A 16,415-nucleotide genomic window follows, 5' to 3' on the forward strand; every position below is an offset into this window, starting at 1 on the left:
TGGCAGTTTAATTCTTGTGCCAGCACCGAATGACTGTTGCAGAGCCAAGGAGAGGTTGAGTTACGTCATTCTTGAGCTGCAGCTTCCAAAAAAGCTGTCTTCAGATCCGGATCTTCTGCGGCGCGGGAGAGAACCAAAGCCCCCACCATGAGCGACAGTTGCCTGAGGGCAGCCTTTGAACTTTCTGTCTCGCCGCCAGTAGTTTCTTCCTCCAAAAGCGTAAGCGTTTCGCGAAGGCCTTTATCAAAAGCTTGGCGGACTTCTTTGCCCTGGCGCGGAGCGTCACCGCCAAGGGCCGCAAAGGTGCAGCCTGTCGCCCGTTTTTCCTCGTGAGTTTTGGTCAGATACCACTTGGCAACAGATTCGCCTGGGGCGCTGTTTGAGGTCGATTGAATGCTGTTGCGCCAATGGTCGAGGTTTTCCGACAGGGCATGGGCGGTTGCCTCTGCAATCAGCGCGTCCTTGCTGGCAAACTGTTTGTAGAAAGCGCCATTTGTCAGTCCAGATGCTTTCATCAGGCCGGCAATTCCAATCCCGTCATAGCCGTGTTCGCGGAACAATTGGCTGGCTGTTTCGACAACACGCTGGCGGTTTTCCTGGGCATCTTCGCGGCTCACTCTCACCGGTTTCCTCCTGTTTTCCGACTTGGATTATAATCATAATCTTTTTATTGACAACAAAGATTACATTCATAATCTATGTGCAAATTGAACGAGGTGACAGAATGCCGGACACACAATACATGTCAGTCGTTATCAGCGCAGCCCGCCGCACGCCTTTGGGTGCGTTCATGGGATCACTGGCATCGGTGCCAACAACAAAGCTTGGCGCGACCGCCATCGCAGAAGCCATGTCTGATGCCGGAATTGCGGCAGACAGCGTCAGTGAGACCATCATGGGCTGTGTCTTGCCGGCAGGGCTTGGTCAAGCTCCTGCGCGTCAGGCGGCCAGAGCATCGGGTCTGCCGGATGCTTGCGGCGCCACCACCATCAATAAAGTCTGTGGATCCGGCATGAAAGCTGTGATGCTCGGGCACGACCTGCTGAAAGCTGGTAATGGCCAAATCATTGTCGCAGGCGGCATGGAATCCATGTCCGGCGCGCCATTTCTATTGCCTGAGATGCGCGGCGGACGGAAAGCCGGATCTGCGGAAGTCATCGATCACATGATGCGCGATGGTCTGGAAGATGCCTATGAAACCGGCCGCCCGATGGGCGAATTCGGGGAGGCAACGGCAGAAAAATACCAGTTCAACCGGGAAGATCAGGACGCCTATGCCGTAGAGACATTAAAGCGGGCGCAGAGCGCCGTCGCGGGCGATGCTTTTACCGGAGAAATCGCCTCGGTCGCGGTTCAAACCCGCAAAGGGACGCTTGTTGTCGATGCCGATGAGCGCCCGCCGCAAATCAACCCGGAGAAGATTCCCGGGCTAAGGGCAGCCTTCGGAACTGATGGCACAATAACGGCCGCGAGTTCTTCAGCAAATGCGGATGGGGCAGCGGCCTTGGTCTTGACCCGTGAAGATGTTGCCGTGAGCCAAAATATGCCTGTGCTAGCCCGGATGGTTGGGCACACAACACACAGTCAGGCGCCCGAGTGGTTTACGACGGCACCGATCCCGGCCATCCAAAAGTTGCTGGAACAAACTGGCTGGAGCGCTAGCGACGTTGATCTTTATGAAATCAATGAGGCGTTTGCCGTTGTCGCGATGGCGGCTGCAAAAGAACTCTGCATTCCGCGCGACAAACTGAACGTCAATGGCGGTGCCTGTGCACTTGGTCATCCGATTGGAGCAACGGGCGCGCGTATTCTCGTCACGCTCATTCACGCTTTGAAAGCGCGCGGCCTCAAGAAAGGCATTGCCGCGCTGTGTATCGGCGGCGGCGAGGCGACGGCCGTTGCAGTTCAATTGCCCTAACACCTTTCCGGAATGAGATTTCCGAACGGCGAGGTTCGGCCGTTCGGGTGCCATGTCCTGCAGTCGCCGGTCCTCCGGCCGATTACTTCGGACAAGGCGTTTCCCTGAATAGGAAAAATTACCCAATGATGAGTGTTGCGCTTCTCCTATGCCCCTTCGCCTTTACGATGGGCGCCTTCGTGTTTTCAGGTGTGCTTGCGCCAATGGCCGAGGCGTTGGGAGTATCCGTCGGGGCGGCGGCCGCGCTCCAGTCCGGCTTTGCGATCGCCTGTGCGTTGAGCGGACCGGTCCTTGCGCGGCTGACGGCGGCCCTACCACGCAAATCCCTCCTGCTTGGAGTTCTCTTTGTCCTGACGGTCCTGAATGCAGGGTCTGCGGTTGCAGCTGATTATCCAAGCCTCTTGGTCCTGCGCATTCTGGTTGGCGGGCTGGGGGCTCTGGCGTTCCCTTTGGCAACGGCGATTGCCGCCACCAACACGAGCGAGGAAGGGCGTCCGGCAGCGATTGCCAAGGTCTATGCCGGTATCCCATTGGCAATGATCGCCGGCATTCCGCTTGGGTCCGTTTTGGGCAATGCTTTCGGCTGGCAGGCCTGTTTTGCCGCCACGGCTTTGTTTTGTGCGCTGGCCTTTGCCATGGTGCTTGCCTTTGTTCCGGCAAATCAGCTGGATCCGCAAAAAACGGCCGTACCGAACGGTGCTTTAAACAAAGGAGTTCTGGCCCATCTCGGCATCATGCTTCTGGCGTCGACAGCGCTCTTTACCCTTGTCGGTCTTCTCGGGCCTGTCATTCGCGCTTTGACTGGATTTGGCGGTCCCGGCATCGCGGCGCTCCAAGTTCTGGCAGGTGTTGGCAGTCTCGTCGGGATCAAGATGGGTGCACGGCAAGCCGGTGGCGGGCGGTATCTGCTGAGTGGACTGTTTGCCGTTTTGGCGGCCTCGCTTGCCGTCACCGTGCCCTCGCTCGGACTGCAACACGCAGGGACAGCCGGGCTCATTGCGATAACACTGAGTGTTATTCTGGGGCCGATCGCGCAATTTGCCATTGGCGCCACGGTTCAAGCGCGCCTTGCACGTTTGGCGGGGCCTTCGGCGACGTTGGTTTTCTCCCTGAATGCATCCATGGTTTATTTGGGGCAGGGGCTTGGAATTGCGTTTGGTGCGCTGGCGCTGGATCTGGCCGGCATTGCAGGTGCTCCGGCCATAGGAACCGTCATTGCCTTGATCGGCTGTCTCTTTGCGCTGCGGCTCGGTCGGAGCACGGCACAACAAAATCTCCAAACTGTAAGAGGATAAGATGTCTCCACTCAACAAAGAGGCCGACTTGGCAGCCTTCGAAGCCAAAGTTAGTCATCACCATGCCGACAACAACGGCACCAAGATCCATTACGCCAGTATTGGCGATGGTCCCTTGGTGGTGTTTATCCATGGCTTCCCAGACCATTGGCTCACCTGGTGGGAACAGATGAATGCACTCAGCGCCAATTACCGCACAGTGGCCATGGATTTACGCGGCTACAATATGAGCGATCAGCCGGAAGATGAAGCCTCCTATACACCTGACCGCCTGGCCGCCGATGTCTGTGCGGTGATTGAGGACTGCGGCGAGGAAAATGCAATCGTCATCGGGCACGATTGGGGCGGGTTTGTAGCCTGGCAGACGGCCTTGCTTCGGCCGGAAAAAGTCAGCCGGCTGGGCATCGTCAACTTGCCGCATCCTTGGGCAATTTCCCGGGAACTCGCCAACAATCCGGACCAGCAAAAGGCCAGCGGCTATGCCCGTGTGTTTCAGCAGCCGGGTTCTGAAAGCAAACTGGATTTCGACCGGCTATCAACCTGGATTCGTGACCCGGCGTTCCGCTCGCGCCATATGGCAGCCATGGAGGCGTCCAACCGGACCGGCATGTTGAATTATTACAGGGTGTGTTTTCCCGCTGAGCCGTATCAGGACCGTAAGGACACACCTCCTAAGATCACTGTTCCGGTGCTCATAATCCACGGCATGGAAGACCCCTATGTCCTCACCGCTGGTCATAACGGTGTATGGGAATGGGTGGCAGGCAACCTTACCATTCGCACTTGGCCCGGTGTTGGTCACTTTGTTCAGCAGGACGCCCCGGATCGGTTGACCGCAGCCCTCAGCAGCTGGCTCGGCGAGACGATCTAGTCGGACGCGATTAACTTGGTTCAGCGGACCGTAAGACGAACCGGCCCGCTGATTGAAGCGGTCTAGACCTAGCTTTTTGACGCTCCAAAATCCCGCAAGACCACACGCGTTGCGGCCACCAGTGGATCGTGGATGTCAGAGAGTATCGCTACCCGATCAAACCGGTCTGGATCGCGATTGACCGCATTTCTCAGCGCGGTCCCAAAAACTTTCCGCAGTTCGGTCCCGATGTTGAACTTGCAGATTTTGGATCCGGTGGCGAGCTTGCGCCGTTGAGCAGAGGGAACTCCGGAGCCGCCATGAATGACGAGCGGCACATCCGTGACAGCTTCAATGGCCCGGATGCGCTCTTCATCCAGGCCGCCTTCCTTGTTTTCTTGAAGATGTACATTGCCGACTGAAATCGCCATGGCGTCGACCCCTGTTGCTTCGGCAAACTTCCGGGCTTCTTCCGGATCGGTCCCTTTTGAGGTTGCGCCTTCCGCGTAGCCGACAAAGCCGATTTCACCTTCGCAGGAAATGCCCGCGGCGTGTGCCAGTTCTGCGATACGTCCAGTTTCGTCAATGTTTTGTGACAGCGGTTTTTGGGAACCGTCATACATCAGCGATGTAAAGCCGCTGTCGAGGGCCTCCTGGCAGTCTTCAAAGGTATAGCCGTGATCGAGGTGCGCAACGACAGGGACGCTGGCGGTGTCCGCCAGGTGGCGGAACATTTTGCCCAGGATCGGCAGGGGCGTATGCGCGCGGCAAGAGGGGCCGGCCTGCAAAATGACCGGAACTCCTTCCGCGTCTGCTGCGGCCACATAAGCGCGCATATCCTCCCAGCCAAGCGTGACAAGGCCGGCAACCGCATAGCCGTTTTTCAACGCCGGTTGCAGCACATCGGCAAGCGTTGCCAGGGTCATTTGAACTTGGCCACCATGTCCTTGATGCCTGGGATGGTCTCAACCTGATAGGCATGGGTTGGCTGAAAATACTGCACAAGAGAGCGCTGGCTGAGACCGCCCAGGATGGTGAAATAGTACATTTCATATCCCGGCATGACGGCGCAGGGGTGATAGCCCTTGTCGATGACAAAGGTCGAGCGATCCATCACGTGAAAGGCTTCGCCGGGAACACCGTCTTCGCGTTGCAGGATCTGCACGCCGGAGCCGTGGTTCGGACGGAAACGGAAGTTGTAGGTTTCGTCGTGACGGGTTTCGTCCGGCAACCGGTCGGTATCATGTTTGTGGGCCGGAAATCCGGACCAGCCGCCTTGACCAACCGTGTAGAGCTCACTCACCAGAAGACGGCCGACCTTGCCATGTTGTTTTTGGCCAAGTATGTGCTTGATTTTGCGATGGGTTTTGGTGTCGTCAGAGCCGTATTGCACCAAATCGATACCATTGGTGCGGACGTCGAATGGATCCAGAACCTTGTCATATTTGGCCCCGGCAATGAAGGTTTCGGTGTCCCCAGACACACACTCCATAGTGACTTTCGCCCCTGCCGGCACATAAACACCTTCTGGTTCACCATCCCAAACATCAATGCCGCGATTGCCGAGGTTCTCAAAAACGACTCCTTCGACGTTGACTGAAACAGTGCCGGTTGCCGGAACGATGCAGGTCTCATACCCGGGCACCTGATACTGAAAGGCTTCGCCCTTTTTCAGTTTGACGATGTTGAAATAATTGAGCGGGACGGTTGAATTGTCTGCGTCGACGATCGGCTTGTTATGATTGTCATGCGGAGCGATATGCATGGGGATTTCCTCTCAAACGGATGTCGGGCCGGGGTGGGAAGACAAAAAAGCTTCGAGCTCGGATGGATTGGGCATGGCCGGAGCGCAGCCGGGTTTGGCAACGACAATCGACGCACAAGCAGAGCCGCGCAGCACGGCGTCCTTCAGGCTGTGGCCGTCGGCAATTGATGTCATGAGGCCGCTCATGAAACTGTCGCCCGCACCGTTCGGTTTGAGCGCGTCAACCGGATAGATGCCGGTTCTGAATTCTTCATCCCGGGAAATGGTGATCGCGCCGTGTTCGCCCATTTTATAGATGACCAAAGAAGCGGTTGTCCGGGCAAGATCGCGGGCTTTGTCGAGGCCCTTGTCATAGCTACCTGCCATGAAACCGAATTCCTCGTCATTGCCGACGATCATGTCGCTTTGTGCGGCGGCCCTTGAGAGGACGTCAGCTGCAACTTCTGCAGCCGGCCAGGAATAGGGCCGGTAATCGACATCGAAGATGATTGGAAGGTTGCTCTCTTTGGCCAGGTCAAATGCCTTGAAACTGGCGCTGCGCGACGGTTCGGCGGCAAAGACGGTGCCTGCGGTGATCAGTGCACCGAACGCGCTGTAATCGACCTTGGAAACGTCCTCAGCATCCATTTGAAAGTCTGCCGCACCGTTGCGGTAAATCACATTGCGGTGGCCGTCGACAACGGATTCATAAAAGGCGAGGGAGTTGCGGTATTCGCCGCCCACCGGGGTCACATGAACGGTGTTGACACCGTAATGCTTTAACTGACCGGTACAGTAGCTACCGACGCTGTCGTCAGACACCCGGGTGACCAGCGCGGCTTGGCCGCCAAGTTTGCAAATCCCGGCAGCGATGTTGGCTGCGGACCCGCCAAGTCCGACACTGACCCGCTCCGCATCTTCAGCCCGAACCCCGGCATCGGTGTAAAAATCGATCCCGGCGCGCCCGACGACGACAAAGTTGTTTTGAGCAATTGCATCCAGAAGCATCAGATCCCCCGGCGCTGTTTGGAACGGGAGGACTCCCAATCCACGTGGGCATCCCGAACCCTGTCGCTTTGGGTGATGTGCGGTGTGCCGACTTCCCACCAGGTGTGCCCTTCGGCGGTCCATCCGTCATAGGCATCGACCTTCATGCAGATGACATAGGTTTTGTCAGCTGCCTTGGCGCGTTTGAAGGCTTCACCGAGTTCAGCCGGGTTGGAGACCGTTTCCGCATGCGCCCCCATTGCGGCCGCATGGGCTTCAAAATCAACCGCAAAAGCCTCGGGCACCGTCGGGCAATCTTCAATCAGGTTGTTGAAACTCTCATTGCCGGTGTTGTTCTGAAGCTTGTTGATGACGGCAAAGCCGCCGTTGTCGAGCACCAGAATGATCAGCTTTTTCTGGCTCAGCACCGATGAATAGATGTCCGAGTTCATCAAAAGATATGAACCGTCACCGAGGAAAACGATGGTGTCCTTGTCCGGCTCGCGTTCCGACTGGGCAATGCGCGCGCCCCAGCCGCCCGCAATTTCATAGCCCATGCAGGAATACCCGAATTCCACATCGACCGTGCCGATATCAAGGGTGCGCCAATTGGATGTCACTTCGGCTGGCAAACCGCCGGCAGCCGTGACCACGCGGTCGCGTTTATCGCAGAGCGCGTTGACCACGCCGATGGCCTGCGCATAGGAGTTTGGCCGGTTTCCGTAGGCCACGTTTTCCGCAACATATTCATCCCACGCCTTGCGTTCATTGGCTGCCTTTTGCGTCCAGGCTGCAGGGGATTGATAACCCGATACTGCTTCTTCCAGCGCCAGAATCCCCAGTTTCGCATCGCCGATCACGGGCAATGACATGTGTTTGCTGGCATCGTGGCGGCCAGCATTGAGCGATATGAACCGGGCGTCTTGAGAAAAGGCAGTCCAGGACCCTGTGGTGAAGTCCTGAAGGCGCGTGCCGACCGCCAAAATGACATCTGCCTCTTCTGCTAGAGAATTGGCGCTGTTGGATCCTGTGACGCCAATCGGTCCGGCATTAAGCGGATGGGTGGCCAGGAGGTTGGCCCGCCCGGCGATTGTCTCAACGACGGGGATCTGATGTTTTTCGGCAAACGCCGTCAGTTCGGCAACGGCCCGGCTGTATTGAACGCCGCCACCTGCAATGATCAGCGGGCGCTCAGCGGATTTTAGCAGGGCTGCAGCGTCAGCAACTTCATTTGCGTCCGGAGACGTCCGGCGGATCCTGTGAACGCGGCGGTCAAAGAAGGTTTCCGGAAAATCGTAGGTCCAGCCCTGAACATCCTGGGGCAATGCCAAAAAAGCAGGGCCGCAGTCGGCCGGATCCAGCATGGTCGCAAGCGCGGCGGGCAGAGATTGAATGATCTGCGCCGGGTGTGTGATCCGGTCCCAATACCGGCAAACGGACTTAAAAGCGTCATTGACGCCCAATGTCGGATTGTTGAAGTGCTCCAATTGCTGCAGCACCGGATCGGGCAGGCGGGTGAGAAAGGTATCTCCGCACAACATCAACAATGGCAACCGGTTGGCATGCGCCAAAGCGGCTGACGTCAGGAGATTGGAGGTCCCAGGTCCGGCACTGGCGGTACAAAACATGAAACGCTGACGCAGCCATTGTTTCGCATAGGCTGCAGCGGCAAACCCCATGCTTTGCTCGTTCTGGCCGCGATAGAGCGGCAGATCGTCCCGGTGATTGTAGAGCGCTTCCCCCAGGCACGTGACATTGCCGTGGCCAAAAATGCCAAACCCACCGCCGCAGACCCGGATCTCTTCGCCGTCAATCTCGATGAACTGATTTGCCAGGTAGCGGATAATCGCTTGAGCGGTCGTGAGTTTCACCGTTTGGGTGCTCATGCTCGCCTCTCCCAATGAATTGTTTTCGTGCAAGTGCAGCCGATTGCCGCTTGCGCCGTGTTGGAACTCAAGATACAAAAATTGCAACCGGTTGCAAATCATTTTCGAAAGTGCAAATCGCAAAGCCGGAGATGGGACAAAGAAATGCCTGAAATTGGGATCGGAATCCTGGGCGGCGGCTATATGGGCAAGGCCCATGCGGTTGCCATGTCCGCGGTTGGCGCGGTGTTCGGCACCACGCTTCGACCACGCCTGGAGATGGTCAGCGCCAGTTCGCATGCATCAGCTGAAAACTATCGGGCCGCCTATGGGTTCCAGCGGGCAGCGCGCGATTGGCAGGAGCTGGTCGCCGATCCCAAAGTCGAGGCCATCGTAATTGCATCGCCGCAATCCACCCATCGCGAAGTGGCGGAAGCCGCATTTGCCCTCGACAAACCTGTTCTGTGCGAAAAGCCTATGGGCGCAACGCTGGAAGATTCTGAGGCCATGGTTGCCGCCGCTGAAAAGAGCGGCTGCGTTAACATGGTGGCCTATAACTACATCCGCACACCGGCGAGCCAATATGCGCGCAAACTCATCCAAGATGGAGTTATTGGCGACGTAACCTGGTTCCGCGGGGAACATACCGAAGATTTCTATGCCGATCCTCAAGCGCCTGCCACCTGGCGGACGGATGGCGATGCCAACGGTACGATGGGGGATCTGGCGCCGCATATGATCAATGCCGCTCTGGCACTGATCGGCCCCGTATCTTCCCTGATGGCTGAGGTGGAACGGGTTCACGAAGACCGCCCGGGCGGCAAGGTCACCAATGACGACCATGCGCAGATGATGGTGCGGTTCCAGTCCGGGGCCATGGGGCATATGTATTTCAGCCGGATCGCGACCGGCCGGAAGATGGGGTATGCCTATGAAATCTCAGGAACCAAGGGCGCGATCCGCTTTGATCAGGAAGATCAAAACGCTTTGTGGCTTTACAGGATGGACGATGCAGAAGCCGAGCGCGGCTTCAGGAAAATCCTGACGGGACCGGCGCATCCTGACTATTTACCGTTTTGCCAAGGACCAGGCCACGGCACGGGATATCAGGATCAAATCATCATCGAAGCCAAAGATTTTCTCGAGGCAATTGCCAATGGCAAACCGTCCTGGCCGACATTCCGCGACGGCCTGGACGTCAAGCGTGTTGTGGAAGCGGCCATGGCATCGTCTCGCACCAAGTCCTGGCAATCAGTTCAATCTGCATAACCTACTGAAAGGCTCAGTGATATGAGCATCCGTATCGGCAATGCACCCTGTTCCTGGGGTGTTGAGTTTTCTGATGATCCGCGCAACCCGCCTTGGATGCAGGTGCTCAAAGAGTGCGCCGAGGCCGGCTACAAGGGGATAGAGCTGGGGCCTGTCGGCTACATGCCGGAAGATCCAGCGGTGCTGACTGAGGCCTTGGCAGAACAGGACTTGGAGCTCATTGGCGGAGTGGTTTTCCGTCCGTTCCATGATCCGGAGGCCTGGGACAACGTGTTGGATGGGACCCACCGGACCGGCAAAGCACTGAGAGCTCATGGGGCCAAGCATATGGTGCTGATCGATTCCATTTCCCCGCGCCGTGCGCCGACGGCTGGCCGTCCGGATGAGGCCGAGCAAATGGATGCGGCCGAATGGGCTGCCTATAGAGACCGAATTGCAGAATCGGCCCGCATCGGCACCGAAGAATATGGACTGACAGTCGGCATCCACGCCCACGCAGCTGGTTTTATGGACTTTGAGCCGGAGTTAGAGCGGCTGCTTGAAGAGATCGACGAAAAACACCTGAAAATCTGTTTTGATACGGGGCATCACTCCTATGCCGGATTTGACCCTGTTGCGTTTATGGAGCGCCATGTCAACCGCATTTCCTACATGCATTTCAAAGATATAGATCCCAAGGTGAAGGCAGATGTCGTTGCCAACCGGACGGGATTTTATGACGCTTGCGGACAGGGGATCTTCTGTAATCTCGGCGAAGGCGATGTCGATTTTCCGAAAGTCCGCCAGATCCTGCTGGATAATGGTTTTGAAGGCTGGTGCACGGTGGAACAGGACTGTGATCCGACACTCGATGTCTCTCCGATCGACGATGCGCGGGTGAACCGAGAATATCTGGAATCCATTGGGTTCAAATAAGGACAAGAACAATGACACGTTTGAATTGGGGGATGATCGGCGGCGGCGAAGGCAGCCAGATCGGGCCAGCCCACCGGCTAGGTGCCGGACTTGACGGCGATTTTACCTTTTCCGCAGGGGCGCTTGATCACCGCCCGGAAGCTGGACGAGACTACGGGCAACGTCTTGGCCTTGCCGCGGACCGTGCCTATGGCGATTGGCAGGAGATGCTTGCAGGGGAACGGGGCCGGGAGGATCGGATAGATCTTGTCACCGTAGCAACGCCGAATGCGACCCATTTTGAAATTACCAAGGCGTTTCTCGAAGCCGGATTTCACGTTCTGTGCGAAAAACCGATGACGATGACGGTCGAAGAAGGCGAGGAAATCGTCAGAATCGCGAAAGCCACCGGCAACATCTGCGCTGTTAATTATGGCTACACGGGCTATTCCCTTGTCCGGCATATGAAGGCGATGGTCGCGCGGGGCGATCTTGGAAAGATCCGTTTGGTCAAAGCAGAGTTTGCTCATGGGCATCATGCAGATGCAGAAGATGCCGACAATCCGCGGGTGCGTTGGCGCTATGATCCGGCGCAGGCCGGTGTTTCCGCGCAATTTGCCGACTGCGGCATTCACGCGCTTCACATGGCGTCCTTTGTGACGGGGCAAGAAGTTGAACGGTTGTCAGCGGACACCGTGTCCTGCATTACCAGCCGCGAGCTGGAAGACGATGCGATGGTCAACTTCCGCATGGATGGCGGCACTGTCGGCCGGCTCTGGACATCGTCGGTTGCGATCGGGCGTCAGCATGGATTGACGCTCCAGGTATTTGGCGAAAAGGGCGGCCTTCGCTGGTCGCAGGAGCAGCCGAACCAGCTCTTTTGGATGCCGCTCAACGGGCGCCTTGAAACGATAGAACGGGGTGAGGGGAGCTTGTCGCCGGAAGCCGACAGAACGTCCCGTGTCACCATTGGCCATGCCGAAGGCATGCCGCTCGCCTTTGCCAACATCTATAAGGATCTTGCTGAGGCGATCCGGGCGCGCAAAGAGGGGCGCGCGATGGATCCGGCTGCGGATCTTTATCCAAGAGCAGAAGACGGATTGCGCTCTATGGCAGCGGTGTTTGCGGTCGCAGAAAGCGGCAAGACGGAGGGACGCTGGACCGACGCCCGCCCGCCGATGTTCCGCTAACTTGTATGGATTGCACTGTGGCCGGCAGGAACCTTAGGACGCCGGCCGCAGTGTGCCCCGTTCAACGACGGAGCAGGGAAAAAGGCGGGCTTCCGGATAGCGGCTTGGGTCTTCCAGCATAGAGACGATCAACTCGACCGAGGAGTTGATGATCTGTTGTACCGGTTGGCGGATCGTCGTCAGATTGATGTTCTGCCAACCTGCCATTTCCATGTCATTGAGGCCGATGATACCGATATCACCTGGAACATTTTGTCCGGCATCCTGAATCGCGCTTAAAGCGCCGATCGACAAAACATCATCCCCGCAGAAATAAGCATCTGCCGGCATTCCGCCGGCCATCAGCCGCTGCATTTCTTCGCGGCCGGCTTCGAACGAATAAACCTTTGCATAGCTGTAGGTCATTTCGACGGACGGATGGCGCGTCAACTCTTCCTGAAACCCTTTGAACCGGTCCTGGGTGGACGTTGCTGTTTCAGGGCCGCCCAAAAAAGCAACGCGCGTATAGCCGCGCTTGACCAATTCCTTGGCGGCCATACGTCCGCACTCGACGTTGTCGATCCCAACGATATGAAACTCTGGTGCTGTCGAATACCGGCCAAAACTGTTGACCACAGGAACGCCTGCCTCCTTGAATGCCTTTGTAAACCCGGGCGGCAGGGTCGAAGACGCAACAATGACCCCGTCGACGGAATACTGGCGCATCATCTGCACGGATGCGTCCGCATCGGTCTCATCGGACAGATTTACCAGAAGTGGGCGCAAACCGGATTCCTGGAGTTGGCGGGTAAATTGATCAAACACTTCCAAGAAAATGGGATTGTGGAAGTTGTTGGAGATCAGGCCGATCAGTTTGGTCCGCCGTGTTGTCAGGCCGCGCGCCAAAATGTTTGGCGTATAGCCGAGTTTTGCGGCGGCCTTTTCAACTTTTCGCCGGGTTTTGTCAGATACGGAAGCGCCATCGGTATAGGTGCGTGAGACTGCTGAGCGTGAAACGCCAGCAAGTTCTGCAACTTCTTTTAATGTGACGGCCATGGGTCCTGATCTAATTCGTGCTTTTCAAACGTCGGTCTTATCGCAAGTTTCTCGTGCGGACAGTATGAAATTTCATTTTTCAAATTGCAACCGGTTGCAAAAACTATCTCTTCATGGTTTCTTAAACCCTGAGAGAGGCGAACAGCCGCTCTGTGACCATGAAAATGGCAATCCTTGGGAGGAAGGAATGAGATCTACTCTTAAGTCGCTGATGTTGGCCGCTGCTGTTGTGGCTGCACCGCTGATCAGCGCGTCCGTCGCCTCGGCGGAAGGCGAAAAATACATTCTTGTCAGCCACGCTCCGGACAGCGACAGCTGGTGGAATACAATCAAAAACGGCATTGCCCTCGCGGGTGAGCAAATGAATGTCGACGTCGAATACCGCAATCCGCCAACGGGCGATTTGGCGGATATGGCCCGCATCATTGAACAAGCTGCTGCGTCCGGACCAAATGGCATTATCACCACCTTGTCAGATCCGAGCGTTTTGTCCGGACCGATCAAGGATGCTGTGGCGTCCGGTATCGACGTTATCATCATGAACTCAGGCACGCCGGAGCAGGCGCGCGAAGTCGGTGCTTTGATGTATGTCGGGCAGCCCGAATATGACGCCGGGCATGCCGCTGGTCTTCGTGCAAAGGGCGATGGCGTAAAGAGCTTCTTGTGTGTGAATCACTACATCAGCTCTCCGTCTTCTTCAGAGCGCTGCCAGGGATTTGCTGACGGTCTTGGCGTGGAACTCGGCAGCCAAATGATCGACAGTGGTCAGGATCCGGCTGAAATCAAGAACCGGGTTCTGGCCTATCTCAATGCCAATCCGGACACAGATGCAATTTTGACACTCGGTCCGACCAGTGCAGATCCGACACTGCTGGCGTTGGATGAAAACGGCATGGCCGGAGATATCTATTTCGGCACTTTCGATCTTGGCGAAAATATCGTCGAGGGCATCAAGGCTGGAACGATCAACTGGGGCATCGACCAGCAACCGTTCCTGCAGGCCTACCTGCCTGTGGTCGTGATGACGAATTACCATCGTTTTGGGGTTCTGCCAGGTAATAACATCAACTCAGGTCCAGGGTTTGTCACCAAAGACGGCCTGACGCTGGTTGAAAAATTCGCCGGCGAATACCGCTAAGCGGCCGGTGAGCGGGAAGGGCGGCAGGCCATGCTGCCCTTTTCATTCCCTACATCATAGACAGAGCCGGGGAGGGGCCAAATGTCTGAGGCCAGTGCGGCAGCGATAGCCGACGAACGGGTTAAACAACAATCCAAAATGCAAAAAGCGTTGATCCGCCCAGAGCTGGGTGGGATCTGCGGGACTGTGATCGTTTTCACCCTGTTTGCGATCTTTGCTGGCGACAGCGGCATGTTCAATTCCCAAGGAATTTTGAACTGGTCGACCGTTTCCGCGCAATTCATGATCATCGCGGTGGGCGCCTGTCTTTTGATGATCGCCGGTGAATTCGATCTGTCCGTCGGGTCTATGATCGGCTTTTCCGGCATGATGATTGCCATCTTTACCGTCACCCTCGGCTGGCCCGTTTGGCAGGCGATCCTGGTGACTTTTGCCCTGGCCTTGGCGATTGGTGCGTTGAACGGCTACATCGTTGTACGCACCGGATTGCCGAGTTTTATCGTAACGCTGGCCTTTCTGTTCATCCTGCGCGGGTTCACGATCTTCCTGCCGCAACTCATTGAACGTAAAACAATTATTGGCGGTGTAGATAGAGCCGCAGAAGGCGATTGGCTTGCGTTTTTGTTCGGCGGAAAAGTCCTGACCGGCTTGTTCAGCTGGATGGGAGAAGCGGGTTTGATCGCTGTCTTCGAACGCGGATCCAGAGCCGGTCAGCCGGTCGTGGAAGGGGTGCCGATGCTGATTGTCTGGGCGATTGGCCTGGTGGTTGTCGGCCACATACTCTTGACCCGGACCCAATTTGGAAACTGGATTTTTGCCGCAGGCGGCGACGCTCAGGCCGCGCGCTATGTCGGTGTTCCGGTGAACCGGGTGAAAATCATGATGTTCATGTTCACCGCCTTCTGTGCCACCGTGTTTGCTACGTGTCAGGTGATGGAGTTCGGCTCTGCCGGTGCCGACCGTGGCCTCTTGAAAGAGTTTGAAGCGATCATCGCCGTTGTCATCGGAGGCGCGCTTCTCACTGGCGGCTATGGCTCCGTTGTTGGGGCGGCTCTGGGTGCATTAATCTTCGGTGTGGTGCAGCAGGGGCTGTTTTTCGCCGGGGTGGAAAGTTCTCTATTCCGTGTGTTCCTCGGGGTAATCCTGCTCTTTGCCGTGATCCTCAACACCTACATCCGCCGCATTATCACTGGGGAGAGATAAGATGACGTCCATTCACGCTCCCATCATTCAAATGCGCAACATCGAAAAGCACTTTGGTTCAGTGATCGCGCTCGCAGGCGTGTCTGTCGATGTATATCCGGGCGAGTGTCACTGCCTTTTGGGCGATAATGGTGCGGGTAAATCGACCTTCATCAAGACCATGTCCGGGGTTCACAAACCCACCAAAGGCGAAATCCTGTTTGAAGGAAAACCCTTGAGTTTCGCCGATCCACGTGATGCCATATCAGCGGGAATAGCGACGGTATATCAAGACCTTGCCATGATCCCACTGATGTCGGTCAGCCGCAATTTCTTCATGGGCAACGAACCGATCCGCAAGATTGGACCGCTAAAACTCTTCGACCATGACTACGCCAATCAGGTAACGATGGACGAAATGCGCAAGATGGGCATCAATCTGCGTGGCCCGGATCAAGCTGTCGGCACCTTGTCCGGTGGCGAACGTCAGACAGTGGCGATTGCCCGGGCGGTTCATTTTGGTGCCAAGGTTCTGATCCTGGACGAGCCGACATCAGCGCTCGGGGTCCGCCAAACTGCAAATGTGCTGGCGACCATCGACAAGGTCCGCAAGCAGGATATTGCTGTGGTGTTCATCACGCATAACGTCCGCCATGCGATGGCGGTCGGCGACCGGTTTACGGTGCTCAATCGCGGCCAGACACTAGGAACGGCGCAGCGCGGCCAGATCACACCTGAAGAGCTGCAAGACCTGATGGCAGGCGGCCAGGAACTGGTGGCGCTCGAAGGTTCGCTTGGCGGGACGGTCTGAAGACAAGAGATACTTCCGTGGTGAAAACATGGTGGGAAAGTCCTCACCGACGCCGGACTTAAAATGATCAACTGAAAGCCCGGTCAAATTATCCAATCAATCCTTTCAGGATACGTTGGTTGGGCTTTCAAAACAAAGGCGCTGCGAGTGTGCATTGGCCGGCCCATGCAAAGCATGTATCCGGTCGCGCCACTGGCCCGGCTTGCGGCCGTCGTGAGCTGCCCTTGAGAACCACCG

At 56.7% G+C, this 16,415-nt stretch carries 15 protein-coding genes; 9 read left to right on the top strand and 6 right to left on the bottom strand.

What is annotated here, in order from left to right:
* Positions 1 to 65 precede the first annotated feature (65 nt).
* On the bottom strand, positions 66 to 617 hold the full coding sequence (locus ACOOFE_RS13080) for a TetR/AcrR family transcriptional regulator (protein ID WP_420415326.1): 552 nt from the start codon (positions 615 to 617) through the stop codon (positions 66 to 68).
* 107 nt (positions 618 to 724) lie between these two features.
* Between ACOOFE_RS13080 and ACOOFE_RS13085 the strand changes: the two genes are divergently transcribed.
* From ACOOFE_RS13085 to ACOOFE_RS13095, 3 genes are all read left to right on the top strand, one after another.
* Positions 725 to 1,918 (top strand): acetyl-CoA C-acyltransferase, encoded by a 1,194-nt coding sequence (locus ACOOFE_RS13085; protein WP_420415327.1) that lies wholly within the window; start codon positions 725 to 727, stop codon positions 1,916 to 1,918.
* A 125-nt stretch (positions 1,919 to 2,043) separates the two neighbouring features.
* Positions 2,044 to 3,213, top strand: coding sequence for an MFS transporter (locus tag ACOOFE_RS13090; RefSeq protein WP_420415328.1), 1,170 nt, complete (start codon positions 2,044 to 2,046; stop codon positions 3,211 to 3,213).
* Between the two features lies 1 nt (position 3,214).
* Positions 3,215 to 4,084 carry an alpha/beta fold hydrolase gene (locus tag ACOOFE_RS13095; RefSeq protein ID WP_420415329.1) on the top strand — a complete coding sequence of 290 codons (870 nt, stop codon included), beginning with the start codon at positions 3,215 to 3,217 and terminating at the stop codon, positions 4,082 to 4,084.
* Between the two features lie 68 nt (positions 4,085 to 4,152).
* Here ACOOFE_RS13095 and ACOOFE_RS13100 read toward each other — a convergent pair whose 3' ends face one another.
* From ACOOFE_RS13100 to iolD, 4 genes are read right to left on the bottom strand one after another with little or no spacing between them, the layout of a single operon-like run.
* Positions 4,153 to 4,989 (bottom strand): class II fructose-bisphosphate aldolase, encoded by an 837-nt coding sequence (locus ACOOFE_RS13100; protein WP_420415330.1) that lies wholly within the window; start codon positions 4,987 to 4,989, stop codon positions 4,153 to 4,155.
* A complete protein-coding gene (locus ACOOFE_RS13105; RefSeq protein WP_420415331.1) occupies positions 4,986 to 5,828 on the bottom strand; it encodes a 5-deoxy-glucuronate isomerase in 843 nt (280 codons plus the stop codon). The genes ACOOFE_RS13100 and ACOOFE_RS13105 overlap by 4 nt, the downstream gene beginning before the upstream one ends.
* 12 nt (positions 5,829 to 5,840) lie before the next feature.
* Positions 5,841 to 6,815 carry a 5-dehydro-2-deoxygluconokinase gene (gene iolC, locus ACOOFE_RS13110; protein WP_420415332.1) on the bottom strand — a complete coding sequence of 325 codons (975 nt, stop codon included), beginning with the start codon at positions 6,813 to 6,815 and terminating at the stop codon, positions 5,841 to 5,843.
* A complete protein-coding gene (iolD, locus tag ACOOFE_RS13115; protein ID WP_420415333.1) occupies positions 6,815 to 8,680 on the bottom strand; it encodes a 3D-(3,5/4)-trihydroxycyclohexane-1,2-dione acylhydrolase (decyclizing) in 1,866 nt (621 codons plus the stop codon). Before iolD ends, iolC begins: the two co-directional genes overlap by 1 nt.
* Before the next feature lie 144 nt (positions 8,681 to 8,824).
* Between iolD and ACOOFE_RS13120 the strand changes: the two genes are divergently transcribed.
* From ACOOFE_RS13120 to ACOOFE_RS13130, 3 genes are read left to right on the top strand one after another with little or no spacing between them, the layout of a single operon-like run.
* Complete coding sequence (locus ACOOFE_RS13120; RefSeq protein WP_420415334.1) at positions 8,825 to 9,928, top strand: Gfo/Idh/MocA family protein; 1,104 nt, start codon at positions 8,825 to 8,827, stop codon at positions 9,926 to 9,928.
* A 21-nt stretch (positions 9,929 to 9,949) separates the two neighbouring features.
* Positions 9,950 to 10,843 (top strand): TIM barrel protein, encoded by an 894-nt coding sequence (locus ACOOFE_RS13125; RefSeq protein ID WP_420415335.1) that lies wholly within the window; start codon positions 9,950 to 9,952, stop codon positions 10,841 to 10,843.
* An 11-nt stretch (positions 10,844 to 10,854) separates the two neighbouring features.
* Positions 10,855 to 12,012 (top strand): Gfo/Idh/MocA family protein, encoded by a 1,158-nt coding sequence (locus ACOOFE_RS13130; protein ID WP_420415336.1) that lies wholly within the window; start codon positions 10,855 to 10,857, stop codon positions 12,010 to 12,012.
* A 33-nt stretch (positions 12,013 to 12,045) separates the two neighbouring features.
* Here ACOOFE_RS13130 and ACOOFE_RS13135 read toward each other — a convergent pair whose 3' ends face one another.
* Positions 12,046 to 13,047 carry a LacI family DNA-binding transcriptional regulator gene (locus ACOOFE_RS13135; RefSeq protein ID WP_420415337.1) on the bottom strand — a complete coding sequence of 334 codons (1,002 nt, stop codon included), beginning with the start codon at positions 13,045 to 13,047 and terminating at the stop codon, positions 12,046 to 12,048.
* A gap of 187 nt (positions 13,048 to 13,234) precedes the next feature.
* Between ACOOFE_RS13135 and ACOOFE_RS13140 the strand changes: the two genes are divergently transcribed.
* The 3 genes from ACOOFE_RS13140 to ACOOFE_RS13150 all read left to right on the top strand — a co-directional run bounded on the left by ACOOFE_RS13140 (position 13,235) and on the right by ACOOFE_RS13150 (position 16,178).
* Entirely contained in the window at positions 13,235 to 14,185 is a 951-nt protein-coding gene (locus ACOOFE_RS13140; protein ID WP_141186712.1) for a sugar ABC transporter substrate-binding protein, read from the top strand.
* Positions 14,186 to 14,266: 81 nt separating this feature from the next.
* On the top strand, positions 14,267 to 15,388 hold the full coding sequence (locus tag ACOOFE_RS13145) for an ABC transporter permease (protein WP_420415338.1): 1,122 nt from the start codon (positions 14,267 to 14,269) through the stop codon (positions 15,386 to 15,388).
* Positions 15,389 to 15,419: 31 nt separating this feature from the next.
* Entirely contained in the window at positions 15,420 to 16,178 is a 759-nt protein-coding gene (locus ACOOFE_RS13150; protein ID WP_371708995.1) for an ATP-binding cassette domain-containing protein, read from the top strand.
* The last annotated feature ends 237 nt before the right edge of the window (positions 16,179 to 16,415 follow it).

This window comes from Roseibium sp. (genome assembly GCF_965216085.1).
Taxonomy (GTDB): Bacteria; Pseudomonadota; Alphaproteobacteria; order Rhizobiales; family Stappiaceae; genus Roseibium.

What these genes read in the sequence shown, in the direction of transcription:
- iolD (WP_420415333.1), bottom strand. Translation starts at nt 8,680, where the DNA reads ATGAGCACCCAAACGGTGAAACTCACGACCGCTCAAGCGATTATCCGC.
- ACOOFE_RS13125 (WP_420415335.1), top strand. Translation starts at nt 9,950, where the DNA reads ATGAGCATCCGTATCGGCAATGCACCCTGTTCCTGGGGTGTTGAGTTT.
- ACOOFE_RS13095 (WP_420415329.1), top strand. Translation starts at nt 3,215, where the DNA reads ATGTCTCCACTCAACAAAGAGGCCGACTTGGCAGCCTTCGAAGCCAAA.
- ACOOFE_RS13100 (WP_420415330.1), bottom strand. Translation starts at nt 4,989, where the DNA reads ATGACCCTGGCAACGCTTGCCGATGTGCTGCAACCGGCGTTGAAAAAC.
- ACOOFE_RS13130 (WP_420415336.1), top strand. Translation starts at nt 10,855, where the DNA reads ATGACACGTTTGAATTGGGGGATGATCGGCGGCGGCGAAGGCAGCCAG.
- ACOOFE_RS13090 (WP_420415328.1), top strand. Translation starts at nt 2,044, where the DNA reads ATGATGAGTGTTGCGCTTCTCCTATGCCCCTTCGCCTTTACGATGGGC.
- ACOOFE_RS13145 (WP_420415338.1), top strand. Translation starts at nt 14,267, where the DNA reads ATGTCTGAGGCCAGTGCGGCAGCGATAGCCGACGAACGGGTTAAACAA.
- ACOOFE_RS13135 (WP_420415337.1), bottom strand. Translation starts at nt 13,047, where the DNA reads ATGGCCGTCACATTAAAAGAAGTTGCAGAACTTGCTGGCGTTTCACGC.
- ACOOFE_RS13105 (WP_420415331.1), bottom strand. Translation starts at nt 5,828, where the DNA reads ATGCATATCGCTCCGCATGACAATCATAACAAGCCGATCGTCGACGCA.
- iolC (WP_420415332.1), bottom strand. Translation starts at nt 6,815, where the DNA reads ATGCTTCTGGATGCAATTGCTCAAAACAACTTTGTCGTCGTCGGGCGC.
- ACOOFE_RS13140 (WP_141186712.1), top strand. Translation starts at nt 13,235, where the DNA reads ATGAGATCTACTCTTAAGTCGCTGATGTTGGCCGCTGCTGTTGTGGCT.
- ACOOFE_RS13120 (WP_420415334.1), top strand. Translation starts at nt 8,825, where the DNA reads ATGCCTGAAATTGGGATCGGAATCCTGGGCGGCGGCTATATGGGCAAG.
- ACOOFE_RS13085 (WP_420415327.1), top strand. Translation starts at nt 725, where the DNA reads ATGCCGGACACACAATACATGTCAGTCGTTATCAGCGCAGCCCGCCGC.
- ACOOFE_RS13150 (WP_371708995.1), top strand. Translation starts at nt 15,420, where the DNA reads ATGCGCAACATCGAAAAGCACTTTGGTTCAGTGATCGCGCTCGCAGGC.